General features: G+C 61.3%; 24 protein-coding genes, 4 tRNA genes and 1 riboswitch. Of the genes, 19 read left to right on the top strand and 9 right to left on the bottom strand.

From position 1 onward, the window contains the following. Nucleotides 1–153: 153 nt before the first annotated feature. The 3 genes from BLQ09_RS01640 (at nt 154) to BLQ09_RS01630 (ending at nt 1,692) form a co-directional block, all read left to right on the top strand. Entirely contained in the window at nt 154–693 is a 540-nt protein-coding gene (locus BLQ09_RS01640) for a hypothetical protein (protein ID WP_223841618.1), read from the top strand. Continuing rightward, nucleotides 690–1,142 (top strand): GNAT family N-acetyltransferase, encoded by a 453-nt coding sequence (locus tag BLQ09_RS01635; RefSeq protein ID WP_027604046.1) that lies wholly within the window; start codon nt 690–692, stop codon nt 1,140–1,142. The genes BLQ09_RS01640 and BLQ09_RS01635 overlap by 4 nt, the downstream gene beginning before the upstream one ends. A 76-nt stretch (nt 1,143–1,218) precedes the next feature. Then, nucleotides 1,219–1,692, top strand: a complete 474-nt coding sequence (locus BLQ09_RS01630) for a DUF1203 domain-containing protein (protein WP_027604047.1) — start codon at nt 1,219–1,221, stop codon at nt 1,690–1,692. 100 nt (nt 1,693–1,792) lie between these two features. Here the strand turns inward: BLQ09_RS01630 and BLQ09_RS01625 are convergent, their stop codons facing one another. The 4 genes from BLQ09_RS01625 to BLQ09_RS01610 form a co-directional block, all read right to left on the bottom strand. Continuing rightward, a complete protein-coding gene (locus BLQ09_RS01625; RefSeq protein WP_092354939.1) occupies nt 1,793–2,557 on the bottom strand; it encodes an ABC transporter ATP-binding protein in 765 nt (254 codons plus the stop codon). Next, on the bottom strand, nt 2,554–3,558 hold the full coding sequence (locus tag BLQ09_RS01620) for a FecCD family ABC transporter permease (RefSeq protein WP_027604049.1): 1,005 nt from the start codon (nt 3,556–3,558) through the stop codon (nt 2,554–2,556). The genes BLQ09_RS01625 and BLQ09_RS01620 overlap by 4 nt, the downstream gene beginning before the upstream one ends. After that, entirely contained in the window at nt 3,555–4,565 is a 1,011-nt protein-coding gene (locus tag BLQ09_RS01615; protein WP_027604050.1) for an ABC transporter substrate-binding protein, read from the bottom strand. Before BLQ09_RS01615 ends, BLQ09_RS01620 begins: the two co-directional genes overlap by 4 nt. Before the next feature lie 113 nt (nt 4,566–4,678). After that, a riboswitch (cobalamin riboswitch) is annotated at nt 4,679–4,873 on the bottom strand. 36 nt (nt 4,874–4,909) lie between these two features. Then, a complete protein-coding gene (locus tag BLQ09_RS01610; RefSeq protein WP_092354936.1) occupies nt 4,910–5,839 on the bottom strand; it encodes a DNA/RNA non-specific endonuclease in 930 nt (309 codons plus the stop codon). A gap of 129 nt (nt 5,840–5,968) precedes the next feature. Here BLQ09_RS01610 and BLQ09_RS01605 point away from each other — a divergent pair, with 129 nt between their 5' ends. Further along, nucleotides 5,969–7,030, top strand: coding sequence for a M4 family metallopeptidase (locus BLQ09_RS01605; RefSeq protein ID WP_027604052.1), 1,062 nt, complete (start codon nt 5,969–5,971; stop codon nt 7,028–7,030). A 14-nt stretch (nt 7,031–7,044) separates the two neighbouring features. Then, nucleotides 7,045–7,350 (top strand): protealysin inhibitor emfourin, encoded by a 306-nt coding sequence (locus BLQ09_RS01600; protein WP_027604053.1) that lies wholly within the window; start codon nt 7,045–7,047, stop codon nt 7,348–7,350. A 2-nt stretch (nt 7,351–7,352) separates the two neighbouring features. Here BLQ09_RS01600 and BLQ09_RS01595 read toward each other — a convergent pair whose 3' ends face one another. From BLQ09_RS01595 to BLQ09_RS01585, 3 genes are all read right to left on the bottom strand, one after another. Further along, nucleotides 7,353–7,709: a response regulator gene (locus BLQ09_RS01595; protein WP_027604054.1), complete on the bottom strand. Its 357-nt coding sequence runs from the start codon at nt 7,707–7,709 to the stop codon at nt 7,353–7,355. Between the two features lie 23 nt (nt 7,710–7,732). Further along, on the bottom strand, nt 7,733–9,175 hold the full coding sequence (locus tag BLQ09_RS01590) for an ATPase domain-containing protein (RefSeq protein WP_092354933.1): 1,443 nt from the start codon (nt 9,173–9,175) through the stop codon (nt 7,733–7,735). Between the two features lie 73 nt (nt 9,176–9,248). Next, nucleotides 9,249–10,640, bottom strand: a complete 1,392-nt coding sequence (locus tag BLQ09_RS01585) for an aldehyde dehydrogenase family protein (protein ID WP_092354929.1) — start codon at nt 10,638–10,640, stop codon at nt 9,249–9,251. Nucleotides 10,641–10,743: 103 nt separating this feature from the next. On the opposite strand from BLQ09_RS01585, the gene BLQ09_RS01580 reads away from it, so the two are divergent. Beyond that, nucleotides 10,744–11,616: a putrescine utilization regulator PtrR gene (locus tag BLQ09_RS01580; protein ID WP_092354926.1), complete on the top strand. Its 873-nt coding sequence runs from the start codon at nt 10,744–10,746 to the stop codon at nt 11,614–11,616. Here BLQ09_RS01580 and BLQ09_RS01575 read toward each other — a convergent pair. After that, nucleotides 11,613–11,822 (bottom strand): hypothetical protein, encoded by a 210-nt coding sequence (locus tag BLQ09_RS01575; RefSeq protein WP_016970937.1) that lies wholly within the window; start codon nt 11,820–11,822, stop codon nt 11,613–11,615. The genes BLQ09_RS01580 and BLQ09_RS01575 overlap by 4 nt on opposite strands. A 101-nt stretch (nt 11,823–11,923) precedes the next feature. Next, nucleotides 11,924–13,120: an amino acid aminotransferase gene (locus BLQ09_RS01570; protein ID WP_027604058.1), complete on the bottom strand. Its 1,197-nt coding sequence runs from the start codon at nt 13,118–13,120 to the stop codon at nt 11,924–11,926. Nucleotides 13,121–13,463: 343 nt separating this feature from the next. Between BLQ09_RS01570 and uvrB the strand changes: the two genes are divergently transcribed. The 13 genes from uvrB to BLQ09_RS01505 all read left to right on the top strand — a co-directional run bounded on the left by uvrB (nt 13,464) and on the right by BLQ09_RS01505 (nt 25,086). Continuing rightward, on the top strand, nt 13,464–15,479 hold the full coding sequence (gene uvrB, locus BLQ09_RS01565; protein WP_027604059.1) for an excinuclease ABC subunit UvrB: 2,016 nt from the start codon (nt 13,464–13,466) through the stop codon (nt 15,477–15,479). 200 nt (nt 15,480–15,679) lie between these two features. Then, nucleotides 15,680–17,161, top strand: a complete 1,482-nt coding sequence (gene gltX / locus BLQ09_RS01560) for a glutamate--tRNA ligase (RefSeq protein WP_005789780.1) — start codon at nt 15,680–15,682, stop codon at nt 17,159–17,161. A 147-nt stretch (nt 17,162–17,308) separates the two neighbouring features. After that, nucleotides 17,309–17,384, top strand: a tRNA-Ala gene (locus tag BLQ09_RS01555). Between the two features lie 78 nt (nt 17,385–17,462). Continuing rightward, nucleotides 17,463–17,538 (top strand) — tRNA-Glu (locus tag BLQ09_RS01550). A 50-nt stretch (nt 17,539–17,588) separates the two neighbouring features. Further along, a tRNA-Ala gene (locus BLQ09_RS01545) sits at nt 17,589–17,664 on the top strand. Nucleotides 17,665–17,742: 78 nt separating this feature from the next. Then, nucleotides 17,743–17,818, top strand: a tRNA-Glu gene (locus BLQ09_RS01540). A 182-nt stretch (nt 17,819–18,000) separates the two neighbouring features. Then, nucleotides 18,001–18,540: a TetR/AcrR family transcriptional regulator gene (locus BLQ09_RS01535; protein ID WP_027604060.1), complete on the top strand. Its 540-nt coding sequence runs from the start codon at nt 18,001–18,003 to the stop codon at nt 18,538–18,540. 14 nt (nt 18,541–18,554) lie between these two features. Further along, the gene (locus tag BLQ09_RS01530) at nt 18,555–19,388 is read left to right on the top strand and encodes an alpha/beta hydrolase (protein WP_027604061.1); all 834 of its coding nucleotides are present in this window, start codon (nt 18,555–18,557) and stop codon (nt 19,386–19,388) included. 39 nt (nt 19,389–19,427) lie between these two features. Then, nucleotides 19,428–19,862, top strand: a complete 435-nt coding sequence (locus tag BLQ09_RS01525; RefSeq protein WP_027604062.1) for an acyl-CoA thioesterase — start codon at nt 19,428–19,430, stop codon at nt 19,860–19,862. Between the two features lie 55 nt (nt 19,863–19,917). Beyond that, nucleotides 19,918–20,877 carry a tRNA dihydrouridine synthase gene (locus BLQ09_RS01520; protein ID WP_092354923.1) on the top strand — a complete coding sequence of 320 codons (960 nt, stop codon included), beginning with the start codon at nt 19,918–19,920 and terminating at the stop codon, nt 20,875–20,877. Nucleotides 20,878–21,364: 487 nt separating this feature from the next. After that, nucleotides 21,365–22,705: a hypothetical protein gene (locus tag BLQ09_RS31390; protein WP_218190472.1), complete on the top strand. Its 1,341-nt coding sequence runs from the start codon at nt 21,365–21,367 to the stop codon at nt 22,703–22,705. 97 nt (nt 22,706–22,802) lie between these two features. Continuing rightward, nucleotides 22,803–23,759 (top strand): hypothetical protein, encoded by a 957-nt coding sequence (locus BLQ09_RS01510; protein ID WP_043293333.1) that lies wholly within the window; start codon nt 22,803–22,805, stop codon nt 23,757–23,759. Between the two features lie 70 nt (nt 23,760–23,829). Next, on the top strand, nt 23,830–25,086 hold the full coding sequence (locus BLQ09_RS01505; protein ID WP_092354917.1) for a hypothetical protein: 1,257 nt from the start codon (nt 23,830–23,832) through the stop codon (nt 25,084–25,086). Nucleotides 25,087–25,088: the final 2 nt, after the last annotated feature.

The raw sequence follows: 25,088 nt of genomic DNA, 5'->3' as shown, positions 1-25,088 counted from the left end.
CGCGTTGGGCTGCGAAGCAGCCCCAAAACCAGCCAGTGCAGAGTAAGCCCGCTTCCCACAGAAAGGACCGATTCACCACAACCGCCTTATCTTTTATCAGCAGGCCGGGTACCCTCTTTTCTCCAAACATTCCCCCCAAGCAAAGGAAAGCACGTGAAGATTCTCCAAGGAGCCATCGGTCTATCGGCGCTGTATCTGCTGGCAGGCTGTGGCCAGGTCACCGAAAAAACACTGACGTTCGATGTGCCCTATGGGATGTATGAAACCGTTCTGCGCCAGAACGTCACCGGAACAGGCCAGTTGACCTGCAAGGTCACTACCGACAACCAGGACCGCGGCGAAAAGTGGGTGCCGTCGGTGATTCTTGCGGCGGCCGAGGACGCTGCCGAGGACGACACCCTGTTTCTTTCCAGCTACACGCCCACCGACAGCGACCAGCGCTTGTTCCAACTGCGCACCTTCAACAAAGCCAAGCCGGTCATCGACACCTTCTTCCATCGGGCCCCCGACCAACGCGGTGTGTATACGTTGCGCCTGACCTGGCAGGCGGACGGCGCCATTGGTTATCAGGTCGCCAGCGGTGGGGCCTGGGAAGAGAGGAAGCTCGTGGACAAGCCCGGTTTTTCCGTGCGCCACGTGAGCGTACATGCCTCCGGTATGAAGGGCAGCGCTGTGTGTGAGTTGCGTGAGTGAACGCGCTGACGTTGAGGCCGGCGACGGTGACTGATCTGACGTCGATCTATCGGGGAGAGCAGGACTACATCCGCCGCTGGGAGCCCGACCACGAAGCCGCCTGGCGGATCCAGTTGGAGCGCCACCTTACGCGCTGGGTCGATAACTTCGAACGCTTGACGATCGCGATGGTGGGCGGGCAGTTCGCCGGTTATTCGCTGTGGACGGCAGAGGAGGGGGTTGCGGAGCTGTGTACGATCAACGTCAGTGACGCTTACCGACGCCAGGGGATCGGTCGGACGTTGCTGGACGCTTACGTGGCGGCGGCTGGGCAGAATGACTTCTTGAAGTTGCGATTGAGCGTACGTTCCGATAACCCTGCCCGGCTGATGTATGAGCGCGCCGGGTTTGTCTGTGTGGGCACAGATTCGAACGACTACCTTTGCTACGAGCGAGCCAGCCGCCCGTGAATATCACCGCAAGAATCGGATAGCCCCCGCTGTCCAGGTGCTCGTCTCATAGGGCTCACCCTAAGAGGCGCCCACCATGAACTTCCGCATTACGGGCCTTGCTCCCGATCCATTTCTCAGTGTGTTTGGTTTGCCCGACGATGAGCTTGCCGCGCGAGGGATCAAGCGTTACCGAGTCGACCGTCACCCCGGTTTTCCCGACCGCATAGAGATGAAAGACGTGCAGGTTGGGCAGAGCGTGCTGTTGCTCAATCACGTCAGCCAGCCGGCGCATTCGCCGTACCGTGCGTCGCACGCGATTTTCATCCGCGAGGGGGCGACGCAGGCTTTTGACGCGGTTAATCAGGTGCCGGAGGTGATGCGAATCCGGCTGCTGTCCCTGCGGGCATTTTCCGAGGAAGGCATGATGGTGGATGCAGATGTCGTGGAAGGGCTGGTGATTGAGCCCTTGATTGAGCGGATGTTGGCCAATCCCGAGGTCAGCTACATTCATGTGCATAACGCCAGGCAAGGGTGTTATTCAGGGCGGATAGATCGGGTACCGGCTTAAGCCGGCAGACGGCCCATATGCGCAGGCCTCTGTAGATCCTAATGTGGGAGGGGGCAAGCCCCCTCCCACATTAGGATCCGGTGTAGTGGACATGTCCTGTTCAGTTAGACCGCAACCGCAGTATTTGCGCCCCATCAAACGGGTCCGTCAGGTAATGCGCCTGCACCCCGAATGTCTCCTGTAGTCGCTGTGGCGTCAGCACCTCCAGCGGCTTGCCCAGCGCGACCAGGCGCCCACGGTCCAGCACGGCCAGGCGATCGCAGGTCAGCGCCTGGTTCAGGTCATGCAGGGCGATGAGGGTGGTCACCGGCAAGCCTTGCACGCCTTTCAAAATCGCCAGTTGATGCTGGATATCCAGGTGGTTGGTCGGCTCATCCAGCAACAGGATCTGCGGCCGTTGCGCCAGGGCACGGGCGATGTGCACGCGTTGGCGCTCGCCGCCGGAGAGGCTGCGCCAGGCGCGGTGGCTCAGGTGGGTGGCGTCCACATCATGCAGGGCCTGGCGCACGATGGCGTCGTCGTCGCCGGACCACGGGCTCAGCGCCGACAGCCACGGTGTACGGCCCAGCGCCACGGCGTCGAACACGCGGATGGCGTCGTCGGTGTCGGCCTGTTGCTCTACCACCGCCAGCTGTTGGGCGATGGCGCGGCGGGACAGGTCGCCCAGGCGCTGGCCGCCCAGGCGCACGTCGCCGCTGGCCGGTGTGCGCAGGCCGGCAAGCAGTTTGAGCAGGGTGGATTTGCCGGAGCCGTTGGGCCCGACAATCCCCAGGGTTTCCCCCAGTTGCACCTCCAGGTGGATATCGCGCAGCAATTCCGCCTCACGCACCTTGAAGCCCAGGCCGGTGCAACTCAGTACGCTCATCGCGCATTCCTCCGGCCAATCAGGATCAGCGCAAACACCGGCGCGCCCACCAGCGCCGTCACCACGCCGACCGGGATCACCTGGCCTTTGATCAAGGTGCGCGACAACACATCGGCCGCAATCAAAAATAACGCGCCGCCCAGCGCACTGGCGGGCAGCAGGCGCGAATGCCCGGTGCCGAGCAGCAGGCGCACCGCGTGGGGGATCACCAGGCCGACAAAGCCGATGGAGCCGACAATCGACACCATCACCGCCGTCACCAGCGCCGCGCACCCCACCAGCACCACCTGCACGCGGCGTACCGGGATGCCCAGGGACGCGGCCGAATCCGTGCCGAAGGTGAACGCATCCAACGCGCGACGATGCCACAGGCACACCACCAGGCCGGTGACCGCCACCGGCACCGCCAGCCACACCGACGGCCAGCGCACGCCGCTGAGGTTGCCCAGCAGCCAGAACATGATGCCGCGCGCCTGTTCAGAGCTGGCGGACTTGGTGATCAGGAACGCGGTAAGTGCATTGAACAGCTGCGAGCCGGCGATGCCGGCGAGGATGATCTGCCCGGTGCCGCTGGACGAACCGCTGGCCCGCGCCAGCAGGATCACCAGGGCAAACGCCGCCATCGCGCCGACAAAGGCGCCGGCCGACAGTGAAATCAGCCCGCCGCCCACGCCCATCAGCGCCACCAGCACCGCGCCGGTCGAAGCCCCGGCGCTGATGCCCAGCAGGTACGGATCGGCCAACGGGTTGCGCAGCAACGACTGCAAAATCACCCCGCAGGTGGCCAGCCCCGCACCGCAGGCGGCGGCCACCAGGGCACGGGTGAGGCGGTAGTTCCACACCACGCCTTCATCGATGGGGTCCAGCACGTAACCGGCCGCCCACAGTTTGTTGGCGAGCACCTGCAGCACCACCTGGGGCGAGATGGCGGTTTCGCCGATGGCCACGCCGGCGAGCACGGCGATCAGCAATAGCGCCAGGGCGAGTAAGGTCCGGATCATTGCGGCAGGTCGTAGCCGTCGATGGCCGTGGCCAGGTGTTCAAGGCCGTCGAACATGCGGATGCTGGCCTGCAGCGCGAGAGCGTCGAGGATGATGATGCGGTTGTTTTTCACCGCGTCCATGTTGCGCGTGACCGGGTCGCTGCGCAGGAAGGCGAGTTTCTTTTCATGGTCGTCGGCGGGGTAGCGGCGGCGGTCCATGCGGGCGATTACCAGGAAGGTCGGGTTGGCCTTGGCGAGGGTTTCCCAGCCGACGGCGGGCCATTCTTCATCGGATTGCACCACGTTGTGCAAACCGAGGGTTTCGAGCATGAACTCCGGAATGCCCTTGTGGCCGGCCACGTAGGGGTCGCTGGCCAGTTCGGCGCTGGAGAACCACACCAGCGCGCTGGCCTGCTTGAGGCCTTTGCTCTGCACGGTGGCCACGGATTGGGCCAGGCGCGCCTGGAGCTCATCGTTCAACTGTTGGCCGCGATCCTGTACATCGAAAATCTGCGCCAGCTGGCGGATGCTCTTGTAGATCGTCTCGATACGGAACGGCTCCAGCCGCGTGCCGTCGGCGCCCACCAGGTTGTCCTTGCCTTCGCAGTCGGAGGGCAGCAGGTAGGTGGGGATCTTCAGGTCGTGAAACTGCTCGCGAGTGCCGACCACGCCTTGCGGGCCCACCACCCATTCCAGCTCGGCGGCCACCAGTTGCGGGCGCTTGGCGATCACCGCTTCAAAGCTGGGCTCGTTGTTGGCCAGGCGCTCGATGCCGTCGTTCTGCGCCTTGAACTGCGGCAACACGCTGTTGAACCACAGCGAGGTGCCCACCACGCGGTCAGCCACGCCGAGGGCATAGAGCATTTCGGTGGCGGCCTGGCCGATGGTCACGCTGCGCGCGGGCGCCTGCGGGAAGGTGAGGGTGCTGCCGCAGTTTTCCAGGGTAAGCGGGTACTGAGTTGGCGCGGCGTGGGCCAGGGCGCAGAAACCCAGGCCGCTGATCAGGGCGGTAACGCGTGGCAGCATGAGGCGATCTCCGTGTGGACCGTACGTGGAAACAGGGCAGGTACGGTTCGGAAATACGCCCTCGACCGCTGCCGAACGGGCAGGCAAGGATGCCCTTCCCGGACACCCCGCCGGTTAGTGATTACTGGGCCGGCAGGTCTCCTGACTGATGCGTCGTCGCCACGCTCCGGCCTTCCCGGACGCGGTCCAGTGGCAGTGGGGAGCAGGCTCGGCACCTACAGTTGCGGGGGCAGTTCCGATTGACGCGGTGTACCGCGCTTCGGATTCCCTATTAGTCCCGTTCGGGAACCGGCGCGGTATGGTAGTTGATTAGGGCCAGGCGATACAGCCCGAAGGGGGCCCGGTCAGAGACGAATATCCTCGGGGCCTCGGATCAGCGCTTCAATTCGCGTGCCCGTGGCGCGCTCTTCGTTGCTGAAGCCGTCGTAGTCCGCCAGGTTGGCGAAGCGGATGCCGGTCAATTGTTCGATCTGGATCACGCTGCGCTGGTAGGTCCTGACCTGGCCGAACATCAGGTCGAGCTGACCCAGCTCGCGGCTTTGGTCGATCATATAGGCGCTGGCGGAGGGCTTGCCGTCATCGCTGAGGTAGGCCACCACTTTCCAGAACGCCTTGGGGATTCTGATGCCACGGTAAAGGCGGTCGTCGTCGGCGAACACCGGGCCGCTGAACACCGTTGCCCGGGCTTTCCAACGCTGCGTGTTATTGAGGATGTAGTCCTCCAGTTCCAGCCAGGTCTTCTGGTTGAACCCGCTCATCTGCGGCGAGCAGTTGGTGAAGTGGAAGGTGTCGAGGTTGGCGGTGTTTGCCGCGTCGCCCCAGTTGGGATCCTGGCGCCGTACCAGGTGGCCGCGATCCAGGCCATTGCTGGCATAGAGCTCTTCGCCCACCTGGGCGCTGATCGGCAGGCGCCCATCGTAGGCCCAGGTGTCGTTGCTGCGGACTATCTCCACATGCTGCCCGCCATCGATATTGACGCCCACGTAGAGCGCCAGTCGTCGGGAACGGGACATCGTCACCGAGAAATGCGTGTAGTCCAGGCGCAGCGGTTGGACGTCGTCCGCCAATGCCTCAGCGGCGGTGGGCCAGGGCACTGCGAAGCTGCTGAGAAAGTCCTCGGCGTAGCCCTGTCGGTCCTGTAGATCCTTGGCCGCGGTGACACGGGGCGTCGCCGCCCGGGCTTCCATCAGGGTGGGATTGGTCGCGATCAACGGGCGCAGATCGGCGAGTCGTGGGCGGTGCGCAAGATCGATTTTGGCTTTGCGGGCTGGCATGGGTAAGTCCTCCTTGGATAAACACGACTGCAACATAGATTGATGACAATTGATGACACGGGTTAACCCTGGGGGGCTATCCTCAAACGGTTACCGGAGCTACACCATATGCCAACAGGGAGCCAGCTAATGTGTGATCGCCACCATCGCAACCCGATTTTCTGCCTGATCCCGCCGTATATGCTCGACCAGATCGCGCGTCACGGTGATAAGGCCCAGCGCGACATCGCGCTGCGCACCCGCGCCAAGGACAGCACGTTCCGTTCGCTGCGCATGGTCGCAGTGCCCGCCAAAGGGCCGGCCCACATGGCCCTGGTCATGGGCGCCGGCAAACGGCGCTCGATCTACAGCGCCGAAGGCACCGACAGCCTGCCGGGCAAGCTGGTCCGCGGTGAAGGCCAGCCCGCCAGTGGCGACGCCGCCGTGGACGAAGCCTATGACGGCTTGGGTGCCACGTTCGATTTTTTCGAAGAGGTGTTCGACCGCAACTCCATCGACGATGCCGGCATGGCGCTGGATGCCACCGTGCACTTTGGCCAGAACTATAACAATGCGTTCTGGAACTCGACCCAGATGGTGTTTGGCGACGGCGATGGGCAGTTGTTCAACCGCTTCACGGTGGCCCTCGATGTGATTGGCCATGAATTGGCCCACGGCGTCACCGAGGACGAGGCCAAGTTGATGTATTTCAATCAGTCCGGCGCGCTGAACGAGTCACTCTCGGACGTGTTCGGCTCACTGATCAAGCAGTATGCGTTGAAGCAAACCGCCGAAGACGCCGATTGGCTGATCGGCAAAGGGTTGTTCACCAAGAAGATCAAAGGCGTGGCCCTGCGTTCGATGAAGGCCCCCGGCACCGCGTTCGATGACAAGCTGCTGGGCAAGGACCCCCAACCAGGGCATATGGATGATTTTGTCCAGACCTACGAGGACAATGGTGGGGTGCATATCAATTCCGGCATTCCCAACCATGCGTTCTATCAGGTGGCGACCCGGATTGGCGGGTTTGCCTGGGAGCGCGCAGGACGTATCTGGTATGACGCGCTGCGCGATGCGCGGTTGCGGCCTAACTCGGGGTTTTTACGTTTTGCGCGTATAACCTACGATATCGCCGGTCGTCTCTACGGCGCGAACAAGGATGAGCACAAGGCGGTCAAGGAGGGCTGGAAAGCGGTTGGCATTAACGTCTGACGTGAGGAACAGCCATGCAAATTTCGATCAAGGAAAACGGCGGGCCGGCGTTTTTTCCGGGTTTGACCAAGCCTCGTACGGTGGAGTTGAACACGTTGCCCGAGCCGGACCAGCAAGAGTTGCGGCAACTGATCGAGGCTTCAAACTTCTTTCAGTTGCCGCAGAGCACCACGCCAGAGCCCGGAAATCCGGGCCAGGTGCACTACACCCTGACCGTGAAGGAAGGCCAGCAGGAACATACGGTGTGCGTGCTCGCGCCGGTGAAGTCGCAGGCGCTGGATGGGCTGGTGCAGTGTGTGCGCCGGCATATCCGCAGTTGAGGTCACCCCAGCAGTTCCTTCACCTTGGTAATGAGCTTGTTGATGTCGAACGGCTTGTCCAGCACCGCATCGAACAGGTCCGAGCGCTGCATGCCGATATGGGCCTGCGCGCCGCTGATCAGGATAATCGGCAGGTGCTTGACGGCCGGCAGCGCGCGCACCGCTTCGGCGAACTCCTCACCGTCCATCACCGGCATCATGAAATCGGTGATGATCAGCGACGGCCGTTCTCGCTCCAGCACCTCCAGCGCCTTTTTCCCATTGCCAGCTGTGACGACCATGAACCCCTCATCTTCCAGTGCGTAGGCAAGGATATCGGCGATCAAGTACTCGTCATCGACGACCAGGATAGTGGCCATGTCAATTCAACCTACCCAAAGACTTAAAAAGCTGAACCAGGCAGCGCTGAATTGGATGCAACTGAGGGGGCATTTGTTGAAACCTTTCTTAAGTCAACGGCTTGGTCACGGATCACCACCTCCAATAATGAGGGGTCATAAAAGCTGTCTCTGACCTTAAGAATGGAAAGCGTCCTTCTAAGTTCAGACTGAATCTCGAAGAAACGCATAAGCATGAGGTTGTCGGCAATGCTCGACAGTTCAGACGCGGGGGAAGTGACCTCCGCGCCGAACAGATCATGCATCTCCCACGTGGCGAAGACCGTGACGCCCCTGGCGCGCAGTTCGTTCATCAGTGCGCTGTAGAAATCGGTGATACGTGCCGGGTTGTTGGAGACGCGGGTCATGCCGCTCAAGCTGTCGATGAACAGGCGCTTGATGCCCTTTTCCTCGACCAGGCGCAGCAATCGCGCCCCCAGCCCGTCCAGCAGGCCTTCGGTGGTGGGCTGCCAGGCGATGGTCAGTGCGCCGCTGTCTTCCATCTTCTGGATATCGATGCCCAGGGATTGGCCTTTGAGCCGCAGGCGCTGAGGGCTTTCGTAGAAGCCGAAGTGCAGGCCGGGGGCGTCTACCGTCGATTCCGAGAGGAACTTGAGGCCCAGGGTGGTCTTGCCGATGCCCGACGGCCCCATGACCAGGGTCACGCTGGAACTGTGCAGCCCGCCGCCGAGGATGCCGTCCAACGAGCCGATACCGCTGGCGATGCGCGTCAGGTCGGCGCTGTCGGGCGCGGACGGCCGGCCATAGAGGCTTTCCAGGCGCGGGTACACCACCAGGCCGTCGTCGTTGATTTCACACTCGTGCAGGCCGGTGAGCGCGCCGCTGCCGCGGGTCTTGCGTAACTGGATACGGCGCACGGAACGGGTGCCGAACAGTTCCTCGCCCATTTCGATCACGCCATCGACCATGGTGTGCTCGGGGCTGCCGTCATCCAGGCGTGAGCTGGTGAGGAACAACACCGTGCAACCGGCGAAGGCGGCATGCCCTTGCAGTTCGGAAATGAATTTTTTCGTGTCGATCGGCGAGTCGGCCTTGGAACGCGCGTTCAACAAGCCGTCCACCACCATGACGGTGGCCCTCTGCCTGCTGATCTCACGCCTGAGCAGCTTGACCACTTCGTCGAGGCCTTCGTTTTCCAGGGTGTCGAAGGCGCTGACAAACTGGATTTCGGCGCCGACACGGGAGGCGTCAAAAAAGCTCAGGGTAGAGAGGAACTGGAAAAGGCGGTCGTGGGATTCCGCCAACAGCGTGGCAACCAGGACTCGGCCGCCATTACGCGCGTGATGAAACCCCAGCTGGTTGGCAAGGATGGTTTTACCTGAGCCGGGGCGGCCCTGAATGATGTAGGACGCCCCAGACACCAGCCCTCCCTTGAGCAGAGCGTCCAGCCCTTCGATTCCGCTTTGAAGGCGATTTAGCTTTTCCACAGTGCGATCCTGACCCTAAAAACATGCTGTTAAGCCGAGTGGACAGAATGCTAACGCCATTTGTTCACTGCTGCTACTTGCGATCCAGCCATACGGTCTGCGCATTGCAGAATTCGCGCAGGCCAAAATGCGACAACTCGCGCCCGAACCCGCTCTTCTTCACGCCGCCAAACGCCACCCGAGGGTCGGACACGCTGAACGCATTGATGAAGATCCCGCCGGTTTCCAGCTGGTTGGCGATGTCGCGGGCCTTGGCCGGGTCGGTGGTGAAGAGGCTGGCGGTGAGGCCGAACTCGCTGTCATTGGCCAGGGCCACGGCGTGGTCGGCATCGCGGGCGGTGATGATCGACGCCACGGGGCCAAACAGTTCCTGTTTGAACGAAGTCATCTGGTCGGTGACGTCGGCCAGTACGGTCGGCTCATAGTAGTTGGCAGCACCGGCGACTTTGTGGCCGCCCAGCAGCAGGGTGGCGCCTTCTTCCAGGGTGGCCTGGACCTGGCCGTGCAGCTCGTCGCGCAGGTCGAAGCGCGCCATCGGGCCGACGTAGGTGCTGACCGAGGTCGGGTCGCCCATCACCAGCGCGCGGCTGGCTTCGACGAACTTGGCGGTGAAGGCGTCCACCACGCCGGCCTCGATGATCAGGCGCTTGGCGGCGGCGCAGACCTGGCCGCTGTTCTGGAAACGACCGATCACGGCGGCCTGCACGGCGGCGTCGAGGTCGGCGTCGTTGAGTACGATGAACGGGTCGGAGCCGCCCAGTTCCAGTACGCATTTCTTCAGCGCGGCACCGGCCTGGGAGCCGATGGCCATGCCGGCGCGTACGCTGCCGGTGAGGGTGACGGCGGCGATGCGCGGGTCGGCGATGGCGGTGGAGACGCCGTCCTGGGTCACGTTGATCACTTCGAACAGGCCTTCGGCGAAACCGGCTTTCTGCAACGCCGCTTTCATCAGGTAGGCGCTGCCCATCACGTTCGGCGCGTGTTTGAGCACGTAGGTATTGCCGGCGAGCAGGGTCGGCACGGCGCCGCGCAGCACTTGCCATACCGGGAAGTTCCACGGCATCACGGCGAGGATCGGGCCCAGCGGGCGGTATTCGATCCGGGCGCTGCCGTTGTCCACCAGGGTGGGTTCCGGGGCCAACATGGCCGGGCCGTGGGCGGCATACCACTCGCTGAGCTGGGCGCATTTTTCGATTTCGGCGCGGGCCTGGGTGATGGGCTTGCCCATTTCCAGGGTGATCATCTGCGCCATTTCTTCGGCTTGATCGCGCAGTGCGCCGGCCAGGGCCAGCAGCAGTTCGGCACGCTGGCTGACTGGCTGGCGGCGCCAGGTGCGGAAGGCTGCGGTGGCGCGGTCGAGGGCTGCGTCCAGTTGCGCGGCGTTTTCGTAGGGATAGCTGCCGACGGTTTCGCCGGTGGCGGGGTTGATCGACAGGGCGTGGGTCTGGTGGGAAATAGCGTTCATGGCACCGTCCGGCTGAAAGAGTGGAATGGGTTCAGCCTACGGGGATGCATGTTTTCTGGAAACTGAATAATATTAAGTAATACATTCACGATTGGAGAATGACTTGGACTTGGTGCAGCTGGAAATCTTCAAGGCCGTTGCCGAGCAAGGCAGCATCAGCGCCGCCGCACAGTTGATTCATCGGGTGCCGTCGAACCTGACCACGCGCATCAAGCAACTGGAGCAGGATCTGGGCGTGGAGTTGTTTATCCGCGAGAAGAGTCGCCTGCGCCTGTCGCCCGCCGGATGGAATTTCCTCGGTTATGCGCGGCGTATTCTCGACCTGGTGCAGGAAGCCCGCGCGACGGTGGCGGGGGAGGAGCCCCAGGGCGCATTTGCCCTCGGCTCCCTGGAAAGCACGGCGGCGGTGCGCATCCCGGCGCTGCTCGCGGCCTACAACCAGAAGCACACCAAGGTTGAATTGGACCTGAGCACCGGGCCTTCAGGCACGATGATCGAGGGCGTATTGTCGGGACGGCTGGCGGCGGCGTTCGTCGATGGGCCGGTATTGCATGCCACCCTGGAAGGCGTGGCGGTGTTCGAGGAGGAGATGGTGGTGATTGCGCCGCTGCACCACGCGCCGATCACGCGAGGGCAGGATGTGAACGGGGAGAGCATCTACACCTTTCGCTCCAACTGTTCCTACCGGCACCATTTCGAGCGCTGGTTCGCACAGGACGGCGCGGTGCCGGGGAGGATCTTCGAGATGGAGTCCTACCACGGCATGCTCGCCTGTGTCAGCGCCGGGGCCGGCCTGGCGCTGATGCCACGCAGCATGCTGGAAAGCATGCCGGGGTTTACCACGGTGAGCGTGTGGCCGCTGACGGACAGTTTCCGCACCCTGTATACCTGGCTGATCTGGCGCCGTGGCACGGTGTCGCAGAGTTTGAACAGTTTTGTGAAGTTGCTGGAGGAGCAGGGTGTGGCGTCGGCCTAGCCGCCGAACTGGAAGGTGCCCATGGCCAGCTTGGCCATGATTGCCGTCGCGCCCAATTGCACCAGCCACAACGCCAAACCGCCCAGGAATACCCCGAGCGCCACCTGCAACACCAGGCTTTTCTGGCGCTTGGCTTGGGGCGCGCGCGGGGTGTAGTCGTGCAATTCGTCGCGGTCGGCGCGCAGGTCCAGGTCGTCGTTTCTCATAGGGCTCTCACAGCAAAGGGGCAATCAGGGTTCAGTCTAGTGGGTTCGCCAATAAAAAGGGGGAAGCCATCGGCTTCCCCCTTCGTATGACGTCGTCAGGCTTATAGAACCTGAACAATCGCCTTTGTTACCGCAGCAATGTTCGACTGGTTCAACGCCGCCACGCAGATACGCCCGGTATCCAGCGCGTAGATACCAAACTCGCTGCGCAGGCGGGTGACTTGCTCAACGGTCAGGCCGGAGTAGGAGAACATCCCGCGCTGGCGACCGACGAAGCTGAAGTCGTGGCCCGGCGCAGCCTTGGCCAGCTCGGCAACCATCTGCTCACGCATGCCACGGATGCGCAGGCGCATCTCGGCCAGTTCGGCTTCCCACTGGGCGCGCAGCTCAGGGTTGTTGAGCACTGCGGCAACAATCGCTGCGCCGTGGGTTGGCGGGTTGGAGTAGTTGGTGCGAATCACGCGCTTGACCTGGGACAGGATGCGCGCGCTTTCTTCCTTGGAGTCGCCGACGATGGACAGCGCGCCCACACGCTCGCCGTACAGGGAGAACGACTTGGAGAACGAGCTGGAGACAAAGAAGGTCAGGCCCGACTCGGCGAACAGGCGCACGGCGGCGGCGTCTTCGTGGATGCCGTCGCCAAAGCCCTGGTAGGCCATGTCGAGGAACGGCACCAGGTTCCGGGCCTTGACCACGTCCAGCACGTTCTGCCAGTCGGCCGGGCTCAGGTCGACGCCGGTCGGGTTATGGCAGCAGGCGTGCAGCACCACGATGGACTGGGGCGGCAGGGCGTTGAGGTCTTCGAGCAGGCCGGCACGGTTCACGTCGTGGGTGGCGGCGTCGTAGTAGCGGTAGTTCTGCACCGGGAAACCGGCGGTTTCGAACAGGGCGCGGTGGTTTTCCCAGCTCGGGTCGCTGATGGCAACGACGGCGCCTGGCAGCAATTGCTTGAGGAAGTCTGCACCCAGCTTCAGGGCGCCGGTGCCGCCTACCGCTTGCACGGTGGTGACGCGGCCAGCGTTCAGCAGTGGCGATTCAGCGCCGAACAGCAGGGTCTGCACGGCCTTGTCGTAGGCCGCAATGCCGTCGATCGGCAAGTAGCCACGGGCGGCGTGTTGCGCCACGCGAATGGCTTCCGCTTCGGCAACGGCACGCAAGAGTGGAATCTTCCCCTCCTCGTTGCAGTAAACGCCCACGCCAAGGTTAACCTTGGTGGTTCGTGTATCGGCGTTGAATGCTTCGTTGAGGCCCAGGATTGGATCGCGTGGTGCCATTTCGACAGCGGAGAACAGGCTCATTTTTGCGGCAGCTCTATGGGAGAAGGGAGGGACGTGTCGCGCTCCAGCCGAATGCACTAGAGCGGTGCACAAACGGGGAGCTAGTATAGAGGCCATCACCGCTGAGGGCGACAACCGAAACGGCTTTTCGGCCAAGTTTTTCGGTTTATTTGCCGACCGTTAGTCTTATTGCAACATTGATCAACCACGGCAGACAGGACGATTGCCTTGAAACCCGTCACATTCGCCACCACTTCTACAGCTATCATGGTTTTTTCCTACGACCCGCTCTGAAACTTCGCGGGTTGTGGTCTTTTTCGTCCCCGACGGGTTTACAGTCTGGGGTGACTTCAAGAGGTACGTTATGTCGGATTTCCAACTAGTCACCCGCTTTGAACCTGCCGGCGACCAGCCCGAGGCCATTCGCCAGATGGTCGAAGGCATCGAGGCCGGCTTGGCGCACCAGACGCTGCTCGGAGTGACCGGTTCGGGCAAGACCTTCAGCATCGCCAACGTGATTGCGCAGATCAACCGCCCCACGCTGGTGTTGGCTCCGAACAAGACCCTGGCCGCGCAGTTGTACGGCGAGTTCAAGGCGTTCTTCCCGAACAACGCGGTGGAATACTTCGTTTCCTACTACGACTACTACCAGCCCGAAGCGTATGTACCGTCCTCCGATACCTTTATCGAGAAGGATGCGTCGATCAACGACCATATCGAGCAGATGCGGCTGTCGGCGACCAAGGCGCTGCTGGAGCGCAAGGACGCGATCATCGTCACCACGGTGTCGTGCATCTATGGCCTGGGCAGCCCGGAAACCTATTTGAAGATGGTGCTGCACGTCGACCGCGGCGACAAACTCGACCAGCGCGAGCTGCTGCGCCGCCTGACCAGCCTGCAGTACACCCGCAACGACATGGATTTTGCCCGCGCCACCTTCCGCGTGCGTGGCGATGTGATCGACATCTACCCGGCCGAATCCGACCTGGAGGCGATCCGCATCGAGCTGTTTGACGATGAAGTCGAGAGCCTGTCGGCCTTCGACCCGTTGACCGGCGAGGTGATCCGCAAGCTGCCGCGCTTCACCTTCTATCCGAAAAGCCACTACGTGACCCCGCGCGAAACCTTGATGGGCGCCATCGAGGGCATCAAGGTCGAGCTGGCCGAGCGCCTGGAGTACCTGCGCGCCAACAACAAGCTGGTGGAAGCCCAGCGTTTGGAGCAACGCACGCGCTTTGACCTGGAGATGATCCTCGAGCTGGGCTACTGCAACGGCATCGAAAACTACTCGCGCTACCTCTCGGGCCGTGAGTCCGGCGCGCCGCCGCCGACCCTCTACGACTACCTGCCCGACGACGCACTGCTGGTGATCGACGAATCCCACGTCAGCGTGCCGCAAGTGGGCGCCATGTATAAGGGCGACCGTTCGCGCAAGGAAACCCTGGTGGAGTACGGCTTCCGTCTGCCGTCGGCACTGGATAACCGGCCGATGCGCTTTGACGAGTGGGAAGCCATCAGCCCGCAGACCATCTTTGTGTCGGCCACGCCGGGCAACTACGAGGCCGAGCATGCCGGCCGTGTGATCGAGCAACTGGTGCGTCCCACCGGCCTGGTCGACCCGGAGATCGAAATCCGCCCGGCGCTGACCCAGGTCGACGACTTGCTCTCGGAAATCACCAAGCGCGTGGCGCTGGAGGAACGGGTGCTGGTCACCACGCTGACCAAGCGCATGTCCGAAGACTTGACCGACTACCTCGCCGACCACGGTGTGCGCGTGCGCTACCTGCACTCGGACATCGATACCGTGGAGCGCGTGGAAATCATCCGCGACCTGCGCCTGGGCACCTTTGATGTGCTGGTGGGCATCAACCTGCTGCGCGAAGGCCTGGACATGCCGGAAGTGTCGCTGGTGGCGATCCTCGATGCAGACAAGGAGGGCTTCCTGCGCTCCGAACGCTCGCTGATCCAGACCATCGGTCGCGCGGCGCGTAACCTCAATGGCCGGGCGATTCTCTACGCGGACCGCATCACCGGCTCCATGGAGCGGGCGATTGGCGAGACCCAACGCCGTCGCGACAAGCAAATAGCCTTCAACCTGGAAAACGGCATTACGCCCAAGGGCGTGTTCAAGGACGTTGCCGACATCATGGAGGGCGCCACCGTGCCGGGCTCGCGCAGCAAGAAGCGCAAGGGCATGGCCAAGGCCGCCGAGGAAAGCGCCAAGTACGAAAACGAACTGCGCTCGCCGAGTGAGATCACCAAGCGGATTCGCCAGTTGGAAGAGAAAATGTACCAGTTGGCGCGCGACCTGGAGTTCGAGGCGGCGGCGCAGACGCGCGATGAGATTGGCAAGTTGCGCGAGCGGTTGCTGGCTGTCTGATCTGCGGTGGCTGGGCTGGCCTCATCGGGGGCAAGCCCCCTCCCACACTTTGACTCGTGAACACCGTCAAATGTGGGAGGGGCGGTGCGACGATTCGACTTGCCCCCGATGGCTGCGCCTCGGTTTTCCAGAAATCACCCAGGCTGTTACCATTCGCCCCTTGTTTCAATTTCAGTTATATCGCCCATTCGAGACCTGCCATGACCACCGTCCGCACGCGCATCGCGCCATCGCCTACTGGGGATCCCCACGTCGGCACTGCCTACATCGCCTTGTTCAACTACTGCTTTGCCAAGCAGCACGGCGGTGAATTCATCCTGCGGATCGAAGACACCGACCAACTGCGCTCCACCCGCGAGTCGGAACAGCAGATTTTCGATGCCCTGCGCTGGTTGGGCATTACCTGGGCCGAAGGCCCGGACGTTGGCGGCCCGCACGGTCCGTATCGCCAGAGCGAGCGCAGCGACATCTACAAGCAGTACACCCAGCAATTGGTGGACATGGGTCATGCGTTCCCATGTTTCTGCACCGCTGAAGAACTCGACCAGATGCGCGCCGAGCAACAGGCCCGTGGCGAAACCCCGCGCTACGATGGCCGCGCATTGCTGCTGTCGAAAGAGGAAGTGGCTGCCCGCCTGGCCGCCGGTGAACCTCACGTTATCCGCATGAAGGTGCCGAGCGAAGGCGTGTGCGTGGTGCCGGACATGCTGCGCGGTGACGTCGAGATCCCGTGGGACCGCATGGACATGCAGGTGTTGATGAAGACCGACGGCCTGCCGACGTACTTCCTGGCCAACGTGGTCGACGACCACCTGATGGGCATCACCCACGTACTTCGCGGTGAAGAATGGCTGCCATCGGCGCCGAAGCTGATCCTGCTTTACGAATACTTCGGCTGGGAACAGCCGCAGTTGTGCTACATGCCGCTGCTGCGTAACCCGGACAAGAGCAAGCTGTCCAAGCGCAAGAACCCGACCTCGGTGACGTTCTACGAGCGCATGGGCTTCATGCCCGAAGCGATGCTCAACTACCTGGGGCGCATGGGCTGGTCGATGCCGGACGAGCGCGAGAAGTTCTCCCTGCAGGAAATGGTCGATAACTTCGACCTGTCCCGCGTGTCCCTGGGCGGGCCGATCTTCGATATCGAGAAACTCTCGTGGCTCAATGGCCAGTGGCTGCGTGATCTGCCGGTGGAAGAATTCGCCAGCCGCGTGCAGCAATGGGCGCTGAACCCTGAATACATGATGAAGATCGCGCCGCTGGTGCAGGGCAGGGTGGAGACGTTCAGCCAGGTCGCACCGTTGGCCAGCTTCTTCTTTGCCGGTGGCGTTAACCCGGATGCCAAGTTGTTCGAATCGAAGAAACTCTCTGGTGACCAGGTTCGCCAGTTGATGCAACTGATCCTGTGGAAGCTGGAAAGCCTGCGCCAGTGGGAGAAGGACGCGATCACTGCGACGATCCAGGCGGTGGTGGAATCCCTGGAGTTGAAATTGCGCGATGCCATGCCGCTGATGTTTGCCGCGATTACCGGGCAGGCCAGTTCGGTGTCGGTGCTGGATGCGATGGAAATTCTCGGCCCGGACCTGACCCGTTTCCGCCTGCGCCAAGCCCTTGATTTGCTTGGTGGTGTATCGAAGAAAGAAAACAAAGAGTGGGAAAAGCTGTTGGGCGCTATCGCTTAAGCAGTCCGTTGCAGCGACGAAACCCAGGTTTTCCGGGGTTTCGTCGGTAAGTGATTGTTATCCCGGCAAAAAATTTTGGAAAATGTTGAAAATAAATTTGACACCTTTCCAAACCGCCATTAAGATTCGCCCCGTCCTCACCGATGAGGGGCTATAGCTCAGCTGGGAGAGCGCTTGCATGGCATGCAAGAGGTCAACGGTTCGATCCCGTTTAGCTCCACCAATCTACAGGTTCAAGGTCTGGCCACACCGTCCTTGAATCGATCAGCTCTCAGCGCTGGTCAGCTGTACAGAAGGTTTTGTCCCCTTCGTCTAGTGGCCTAGGACACCGCCCTTTCACGGCGGTAACAGGGGTTCGAGTCCCCTAGGGGACGCCAGTTTCAACAAGCAGTTCGAAAGGTCTGCTGCGCCGCGAGGCGAAAAATCCGGGGCTATAGCTCAGCTGGGAGAGCGCTTGCATGGCATGCAAGAGGTCAACGGTTCGATCCCGTTTAGCTCCACCAATTTATAGGTTCAAGGTTTTGGCCACTCCATCCTTGAATCGACCAGTCTCAGCCTGGTCAGTTGTATAGAAGGTTTGTGTCCCCTTCGTCTAGTGGCCTAGGACACCGCCCTTTCACGGCGGTAACAGGGGTTCGAGTCCCCTAGGGGACGCCACGATTACCCGCTCTGCGGGATTTTTAAGGGTCATTCAATTATTGAATGGCCCTTTTGTTTGTCTGGCGTTTGGCCAATTCTCTCTCCCCATTCCCTTTGCTCTGCTGACCAGTGGTCATGCTTGTCGCTTGCTAAATATTATTATGGTAATAATATTCAACCCATGAAAGTCGGAGGCAACGATGAGCGATAAAAAAGCGCAAACCCGCGAACGTATTCTGCAAGCCGCCAGCGCTGCATTGACCCAGCGTGGTCCGGCCGAGCCTAGCGTGGGCGAAGTCATGGGCGCGGCGGGGCTGACCGTCGGTGGTTTCTACGCGCACTTCGAAAGCAAGGACGCCTTGATGCTGGAGGCGTTCACCCAGTTGTTGGCGCGGCGGCGTGCATCTATCGACGATATGGACGCACAGCTGACGGGAGAAGAGCGCAGGGGCCTGGTGGCGGCGTTTTATCTGTCACGCAAGCACCGCGATTCTACAGTCCAGGCATGCCCGATCCCGGCCACCGTGGGCGAGATGGCGCGGCTGCCGGACGCCTTCCGCGAGGCGCTGAGCGAGCATGTGGAACTGATGGCGGCCCAGCTTGCCGCGAGTCCCGAAGACACTGACAAAGCCTTGGCTGATATGGCGTTGATGATCGGCGGGCTGGCCTTGGCGCGTGCCCTGGGGCCGGGCGAGTTGTCGGACCGAGTGTTACGCGCGGCCAAGTCGGCTGTGCGCTAGAAGAGGGTGCGAGGATGGGCGCGTTAACCTGGATTCGTCGCTTCAACGGCACCGTTGGACACCTGGCACCGCAAACCGTGGCCAACAAGATGCGGCGTGCCTTCATGACGCCACGCGACCTGCCGCCACGTGACTGGGAGCTGCCGCTGCTGGCGCAATCGGAGCGCATCACCTTGCGTTTCGGCCTGTCGGCCCTGCGCTGGGGCCAAGGCCCTGCGGTGTTGTTGATGCACGGCTGGGAAGGCCGGCCAACCCAGTTCGCCAGCTTGATCACCGCGTTGGTAGGCAACGGTTACTCGGTGATTGCCCTGGACGGTCCGGCCCATGGTCGTTCGCCGGGACGGGAAGCTCACGTGCTGCTGTTCGCCCGAGCCATGCTGGAGGCGGCTGCCGAACTGCCGCCGCTGCACGCCGTGATCGGCCATTCCATGGGCGGCGCCAGTGCGATGCTGGCAGTGCAGTTGGGGCTGCGTACCGAGGCGTTGGTGAGCATCGCCGCACCGTCGCGCTTCCTGGATGTGCTGCGCGGCTTTACCACCATGGTCGGTCTGCCGGCGCGGGCACGCTCGGCGTTTATCCAGGAGGTGGAGTTGACGTTCGGCATGCCGCTCAAGCACCTGGATGTGGCCCACTACCAGATGAATATCCCCGGCCTGATCGTGCACGCCGAAGACGATACCTTTGTTCCGGTCAAGGCGTCTCAAGCCATCCACGAAGCCTGGTTCGACAGCCGCCTGCTGCGCCTGGAGCAAGGCGGGCACCAGAAAGTGCTGGCCGATCCCCGGGTGATCGAGGGCGTGCTGGCGCTGTTGGCCGGCTGTCGTCTACAGGACCGGCAAACCGCCTGATACACTGCTCCCGCCGACATCAATCGACTGGAGCAAGGCATGGGCTGGGATTTGGCAACGCCGTTTATCATCGATCTGCAGGTCGCCCCTGAAGACATCGACGGCCTGGGGCACGCCAATAATGCGGTGTACGTGTCCTGGCTGGAGCGCTGCGCCTGGCGCCATTCCCAGCGCCTGGGGCTGGACCTCACCGAGTACCGCCGCCTGGACCGTGCCATGGCCGTGGTGCGCCATGAAATCGATTACCTCGCGGCAGGCTACGAAGGCGATGAGCTGCAGCTGGCCACCTGGATCGTCGATTGGGACCAGCGCCTGAAGATGACCCGTCGTTTCCAGCTGGTACGCCCGCGTGACGGTGCGACCTTGCTGCGGGCGCACACCACCTTTGTCTGCATCGAATTGTCCAGCGGCAGGCCCAAGCGCATGCCGGCCGAATTTCTCGACGGTTATGGTCCCGCCCTGACAGGGGGTTAACGGTTGCCGCGGGAAACCCAGTAAACTGCGCCACGATTTTTGTTGAGTGTTTTCCATGCAAATTGCTTTGGCGCCCATGGAGGGGTTGGTCGACAACATCCTGCGGGACGTGTTGACCCGCGTGGGCGGTATCGACTGGTGCGTGACCGAGTTCATTCGCGTCAACGACCGCCTGCTCACCCCGGCGTATTTCCACAAGCTCGCCCCGGAACTGCTGCACGGTGCCCACACCGCAGCCGGTGTGCCGTTGCGCGTGCAATTGCTCGGTTCCGACCCGGTATGCCTGGCGGAAAACGCCGCCCTGGCCTGCGAGCTGGGTTCCGAGGTGATCGACCTGAACTTCGGCTGCCCGGCCAAGACCGTCAATAAGTCCCGCGGCGGTGCGGTGCTGCTCAAGGAGCCGGAGCTGCTCAACCAGATCGTTGAACACGTGCGCCGTGCCGTGCCGGCCCATATCCCGGTGACCGCCAAGATGCGCCTGGGCTTCGACAGCCCGGATGGCGCGCTGGTGTGCGCCACGGCCCTGGCCGAAGGCGGTGCGGCGCATATCGTGGTGCATGCGCGTACCAAGACCGATGGCTACAAGCCGCCCGCCCACTGGGAATGGATTCCGCGTGTGCAGGAGGTGGTCAAGGTGCCGGTGTTCGCCAACGGCGATATCTGGAGCGTCGAAGACTGGCGGCGCTGTCGGGAGATCAGTGGTGTCGAAGACATCATGCTCGGTCGCGGCCTGGTGGCGCGTCCGGACCTGGCCCGGCAAATCGCCGCCGCGCGTGCAGGCGAAGACGTCGTGGAAATGACCTGGGCGCAAATGCAACCCATGCTCCAGGACTTCTGGACCCAGTCGGTCGCACAGTTGACCGAGCGCCAGGCCCCTGGCCGGTTGAAGCAGTGGCTGGCAATGCTGACGCGCAACTACCCCGAAGCTGTCGCGCTGTTTACCGCCTTGCGCCGCGAGACCGAACTGGGGCAGGTCAGCCGGTTGTTGGGGATGGATACTCCGGTCGCAGCCTGACCTTTCACCGCGCTGTGTCGAACGCCTGATATGTTTCACAGAAGGCTCCTTGTCGAAAGACAAGGAGCCTTCTGCGTTTAAAAGTCTTTGGATAAGGACTGAATCATTCTGCACGTTCTGGTGACTGTTCCTGCGACGCTTTGATGATTGCGGGTGGATGTTCTGTGCGTGTGAATTATCACAGTTCAACTATTAGTGGTGTGTTCAGTTATGTCTCTTAATTGCATGTCCAGCACTTTATGAGTGGGTATGTCTGTTAGTACGGCGCCGGTGCGCGATGAATCAAGGTTTTCTTGGAATGACCATGGGGTAAAGTCTGAAAGTTCACGTTGGTTTCCTTATGTGAGGCGCGATTTCTGGAACTCGATAGTCTCACGCTCCACGAAGTAGGGACTGTAAGGCAGCGCTGTTGTTTTCCAGTACATATAAATCCTGTCGCCACTCCTGGCGTGTAACCGCCGGGCGGCGCCCACTAAGGAGCGTATTCATGTCCATCTCGATTAATGGTTCACCCTCTGTAAAGGTTGAGACCCCACGTCATCATTTGCTGCCATCGACACCTGTTAAAAACAATGAGCCGCTGAGTTCTTCCAAGGCGGATCCAATATGGATTTCGCCTGCGCTTCGGCCTGATATTTCCCGAGCGCCTCACGGTGAAATGATGATCAACGCCGGAGCATTTTCAAAATTGTTCGACATGCTTGAGCAAGTCTTCAAAACCATGCGTGAGATGGTGTCGGGGAGAAACATGACCCCCGCCCTGGCCACACATTCCGATAAAACACCCAAGCACACGCCGGATATGACGACCCTGCTGAAAGTGAAGGCAGACCCAGCTCAGTTGACGGCGGTCACGTCGGATACGACGACCCTGCTGAAAGGGAAGGCAGATCCAGCTCAGTTGACGGCGGTCACGTCGGATACGACGACCCAGTTGAAAGCAAAGGCAGATCCAGGCAAGTTGCCGCAGGCCGCGCCGGCCATGATGACTCAGCTGAAAGCAAAGGCAGAGCCCGCTCAGTTGACGGCGGTCACGTCGGATGCGACGACCCAGCTGAAAGCAAAGGCGGAACCAGCCACGTTGCCGGGGACCACCCCGGACCTGGCGACCCAATTGAAAGTGAAGGTGGAACCAGGCACAACGCCCAGGGCTACATCGGATACGACGAACCAGCTGACAGTGAAAGTCGACAAAGGGACGCTTCAGTCGGTCCCTGTGCCCCATGTCAACGTGAGCAACGACTCGAATGCGCAGGTCAAGGTAGAGCTCAATATCGGCAATTGCCACTGTCCTGATACCCATGTGGAGCGCGACGGAGGAGGGGTCAATCCTCTTTCGGTGCCCACCCCCGGGGTGACTCCACAACCCGATGCCAAGGTGCCGCCCATCAGGCCTGAGGTACGGCTTAATGCTCACCCGTTGCACAGGCTCGACGTGACTCCACGGCACGACACCAAGTTGCCGGACACCAAGTTGTCGGACACCAAGTTGTCGGACACCAAGTTGTTGGACACCAAGTTGTTGGACACCAAGTTGTCGGACGCAAAGTTGTCGGACTCCAAGGCTCCTGACGCCAAGGTGACACCACCCTCCAAAGCCAAGTCTTCAGGCATCCATCCTGGCGCGCTGCACCGGCTTGAATCGACGCCCCTGCCCGGAACTACACCGCGACCTGACACAAAGACCGTGACCTCGACCGATAACAGGCAGAAGGATATTCCAGATCAGTCAAAGCCCGAAGTGGACGTCACCAGTCCTGGCCCTGCTGAAAATGAGACTGACTTCAAGGGGTGGGCCTTTATCAACCGTCGTCGGTTAGGAAACTGATTCCTGCCATTGCGTCGCAACTTCTTGGATAAATAAAACGGTGTTTCTCCGGGCGGCACAGCGCTTGGAGAAATACTCGGAAAGTGGAGTGAACACCATGTCGTATTGTTCGATTCATAATATTGCGCGCGTAGTGAATGTTCGTCAGGCGTATAACAGAAACTTGCCGGCGGCCGTCAACGAACCTGCACCTTCCTATCGGTTTAAATCTATCGAGTTTGGTACAGGCGCTGCATCTGCTACCGCAGGCGGGCCACGCGGTCAGGCGGCGATAGGCGCCGATCCAGATCCGGCTGCCAGCGTTATTGCGTTGTTCACTTCGTTTTTTACGCAGTTATTTAATCTTCTAACGAGTAAAACGGATAAGTTGGTTCCCGATAGTACGCCGCGCCCTCAGGTAAATCCGACCGTCGAGCCCGTCGTGCCGCCGGAGCCGCAACCCAAACAGTATGTGCCTATCCCGAACCTGTCGGATAAACGTAATGGCGCAAAACCTGACAATATCTGGAGTGGGTTTCGTCAAGGCCCGGATGGTAACTGTGTCACGGTATCGGCCATCAAGGCAGCCATGTACAAGTTCGGCCAAAGTCCAACGGATATCTATAAAGAGGTGATCAAGACAAGTGATGGTTACCGGGTGACGATGCGCGATGATTTTGTACTTAACTTGACGGATCAAGAGTTAAAAATTGGCGCCGCGGCTTCGCGTTTTATCGGCCGCGATAAAGGCATGCTCAAGGACGCGCAATTCCTGTTCGCCGTCAGTGCCAAGCGTGCGCAGATGGAAAACAACGACGGCTGGGCGAGCCGCAGTTATCCCGCCGGCGTGAGAAGCTTGAACAATGGGGAGGATGAGTTTGGGCCAGGCGAGGGTTTCCTGCGTCTGGGCCTCAGGAAGCACATGAAGAGGGTGAGTGTGCGAGATCTCGCCAGGGGGCAACTGGGCATGTGCAATCGAGCCTTCCATTCCGTGGCGGTGATCAATGGCCGCGAAGAGATGTATGGGCGCCAGGGTTCCGCGCCGACTCGTGGGGACGCCATCGCATTGGTGTGATGTGCGCGTGCAAGAGGTGTGGCCAGTGCCCTGGCTGTACGTTTTCGTCCAGCCTTGAGTGAGCAGTCCGATGAACACTTTGATTGAGGGGCATCGCACGGTCATTGCAAAACGGCTGCCTGAGCATGGTTCAAGTATGGTCCGCTCCGGGGCCGGGATGAGCCTTGATGGGCCTGTGAATGCATTCGCAGCCGCCGAGCGTCGATTCGGCGAAAATATGGACTGCAGTACTCACGTGGCGGTTATCAAACTGATGATGATGACCCTCGGCCCGCGTCCCTCCGATGTTTTCCACCAGGTAACCCAAGCAGGTGAAGGTTATGCCGTCACCATGAAGGATCAATACAGGGTGCATGTATCCCAGGCAGAGCTTGAACAGGTCACCCGGGCGTCAAGGTTCACAGGGCAGGACCCTGATGCGCTGAAGCACGCCAACTTCATGTTGGCGGCCTTTGTAAAGCGCAAGCAGCAACTGGGCGGCTACGCGACGTTCGACGCCGCCCTGGCGAAGACCCTTGAGGGCGAGACAAGCAAGCGTTGCCTGGAGGGAATGGGCGTGTATGGGTTGTCGCGATGGGTTGCCGCCCGCGACATGGTCGGCAGGGATTTGGCCTGGGTCCGCCAGACCCATGACTTCGGAGCGGCGCTCGTGGTGGGCGGCGCCAATCACACGCACGGCGAAGGTTACGGTTATGTGCTGTTTGATGATCGTGAGACGCCACCGCAGCGTGACAGGGGCCTGGCTCAGGTATCGGAAAGTATCCGGCACGCCGATATCTGGAGCGGTTTTTATCAAGGTGTGGAGGGCAATTGCGTGACGGTGTCGGCGATCAAGGCGGCTATCACCCGTTTCCCCGAAGGCATCTACACGGCCATCTACAGAACGCCAGCCGGATGCGAAGTGACCATGCGCGATGGCTTCCGGTTGCGCTTGAGCCATGAGGAACTGAGGCAGGCTACCGCCGCGTCGAACTTCTATGGCAGCAACCCGGTATTGCTGGATTACGCCAACTTCCTCTATGCCTGCAGCGCCAAGCGGGCGCAGTTGGAGAACAACGATTTCCGTGCGGGGAGAAGCTTTACGGCGGCCCTGGAAACCCTCAACGATGGCGAATACCCCGGTGAGGCTCTCCAGCGCCTGGGCCTGTTCGGTTACATCCGTAACAGCACTGTCGAGGAGTTGGTCAACGGTGCAATCGGTACGATTGCAGACGGTTGGCATTCCGTGGTGGTCGTCAAAGGGATGCTGGACCTGTATGGGCAAAAGTACGCCTTGAACGAGTCGCCCTGGCGGCGCAAAACGCTTACTGCGTTGAAGCTGGTGTAAGG

Source organism: Pseudomonas sp. NFACC25, from assembly GCF_900100935.1.
Taxonomy (GTDB): Bacteria; Pseudomonadota; Gammaproteobacteria; order Pseudomonadales; family Pseudomonadaceae; genus Aquipseudomonas; species Aquipseudomonas marginalis.
Note: the sequence above shows the minus strand (reverse complement) of the source record. Positions and strands in the feature narration are given on the sequence as shown.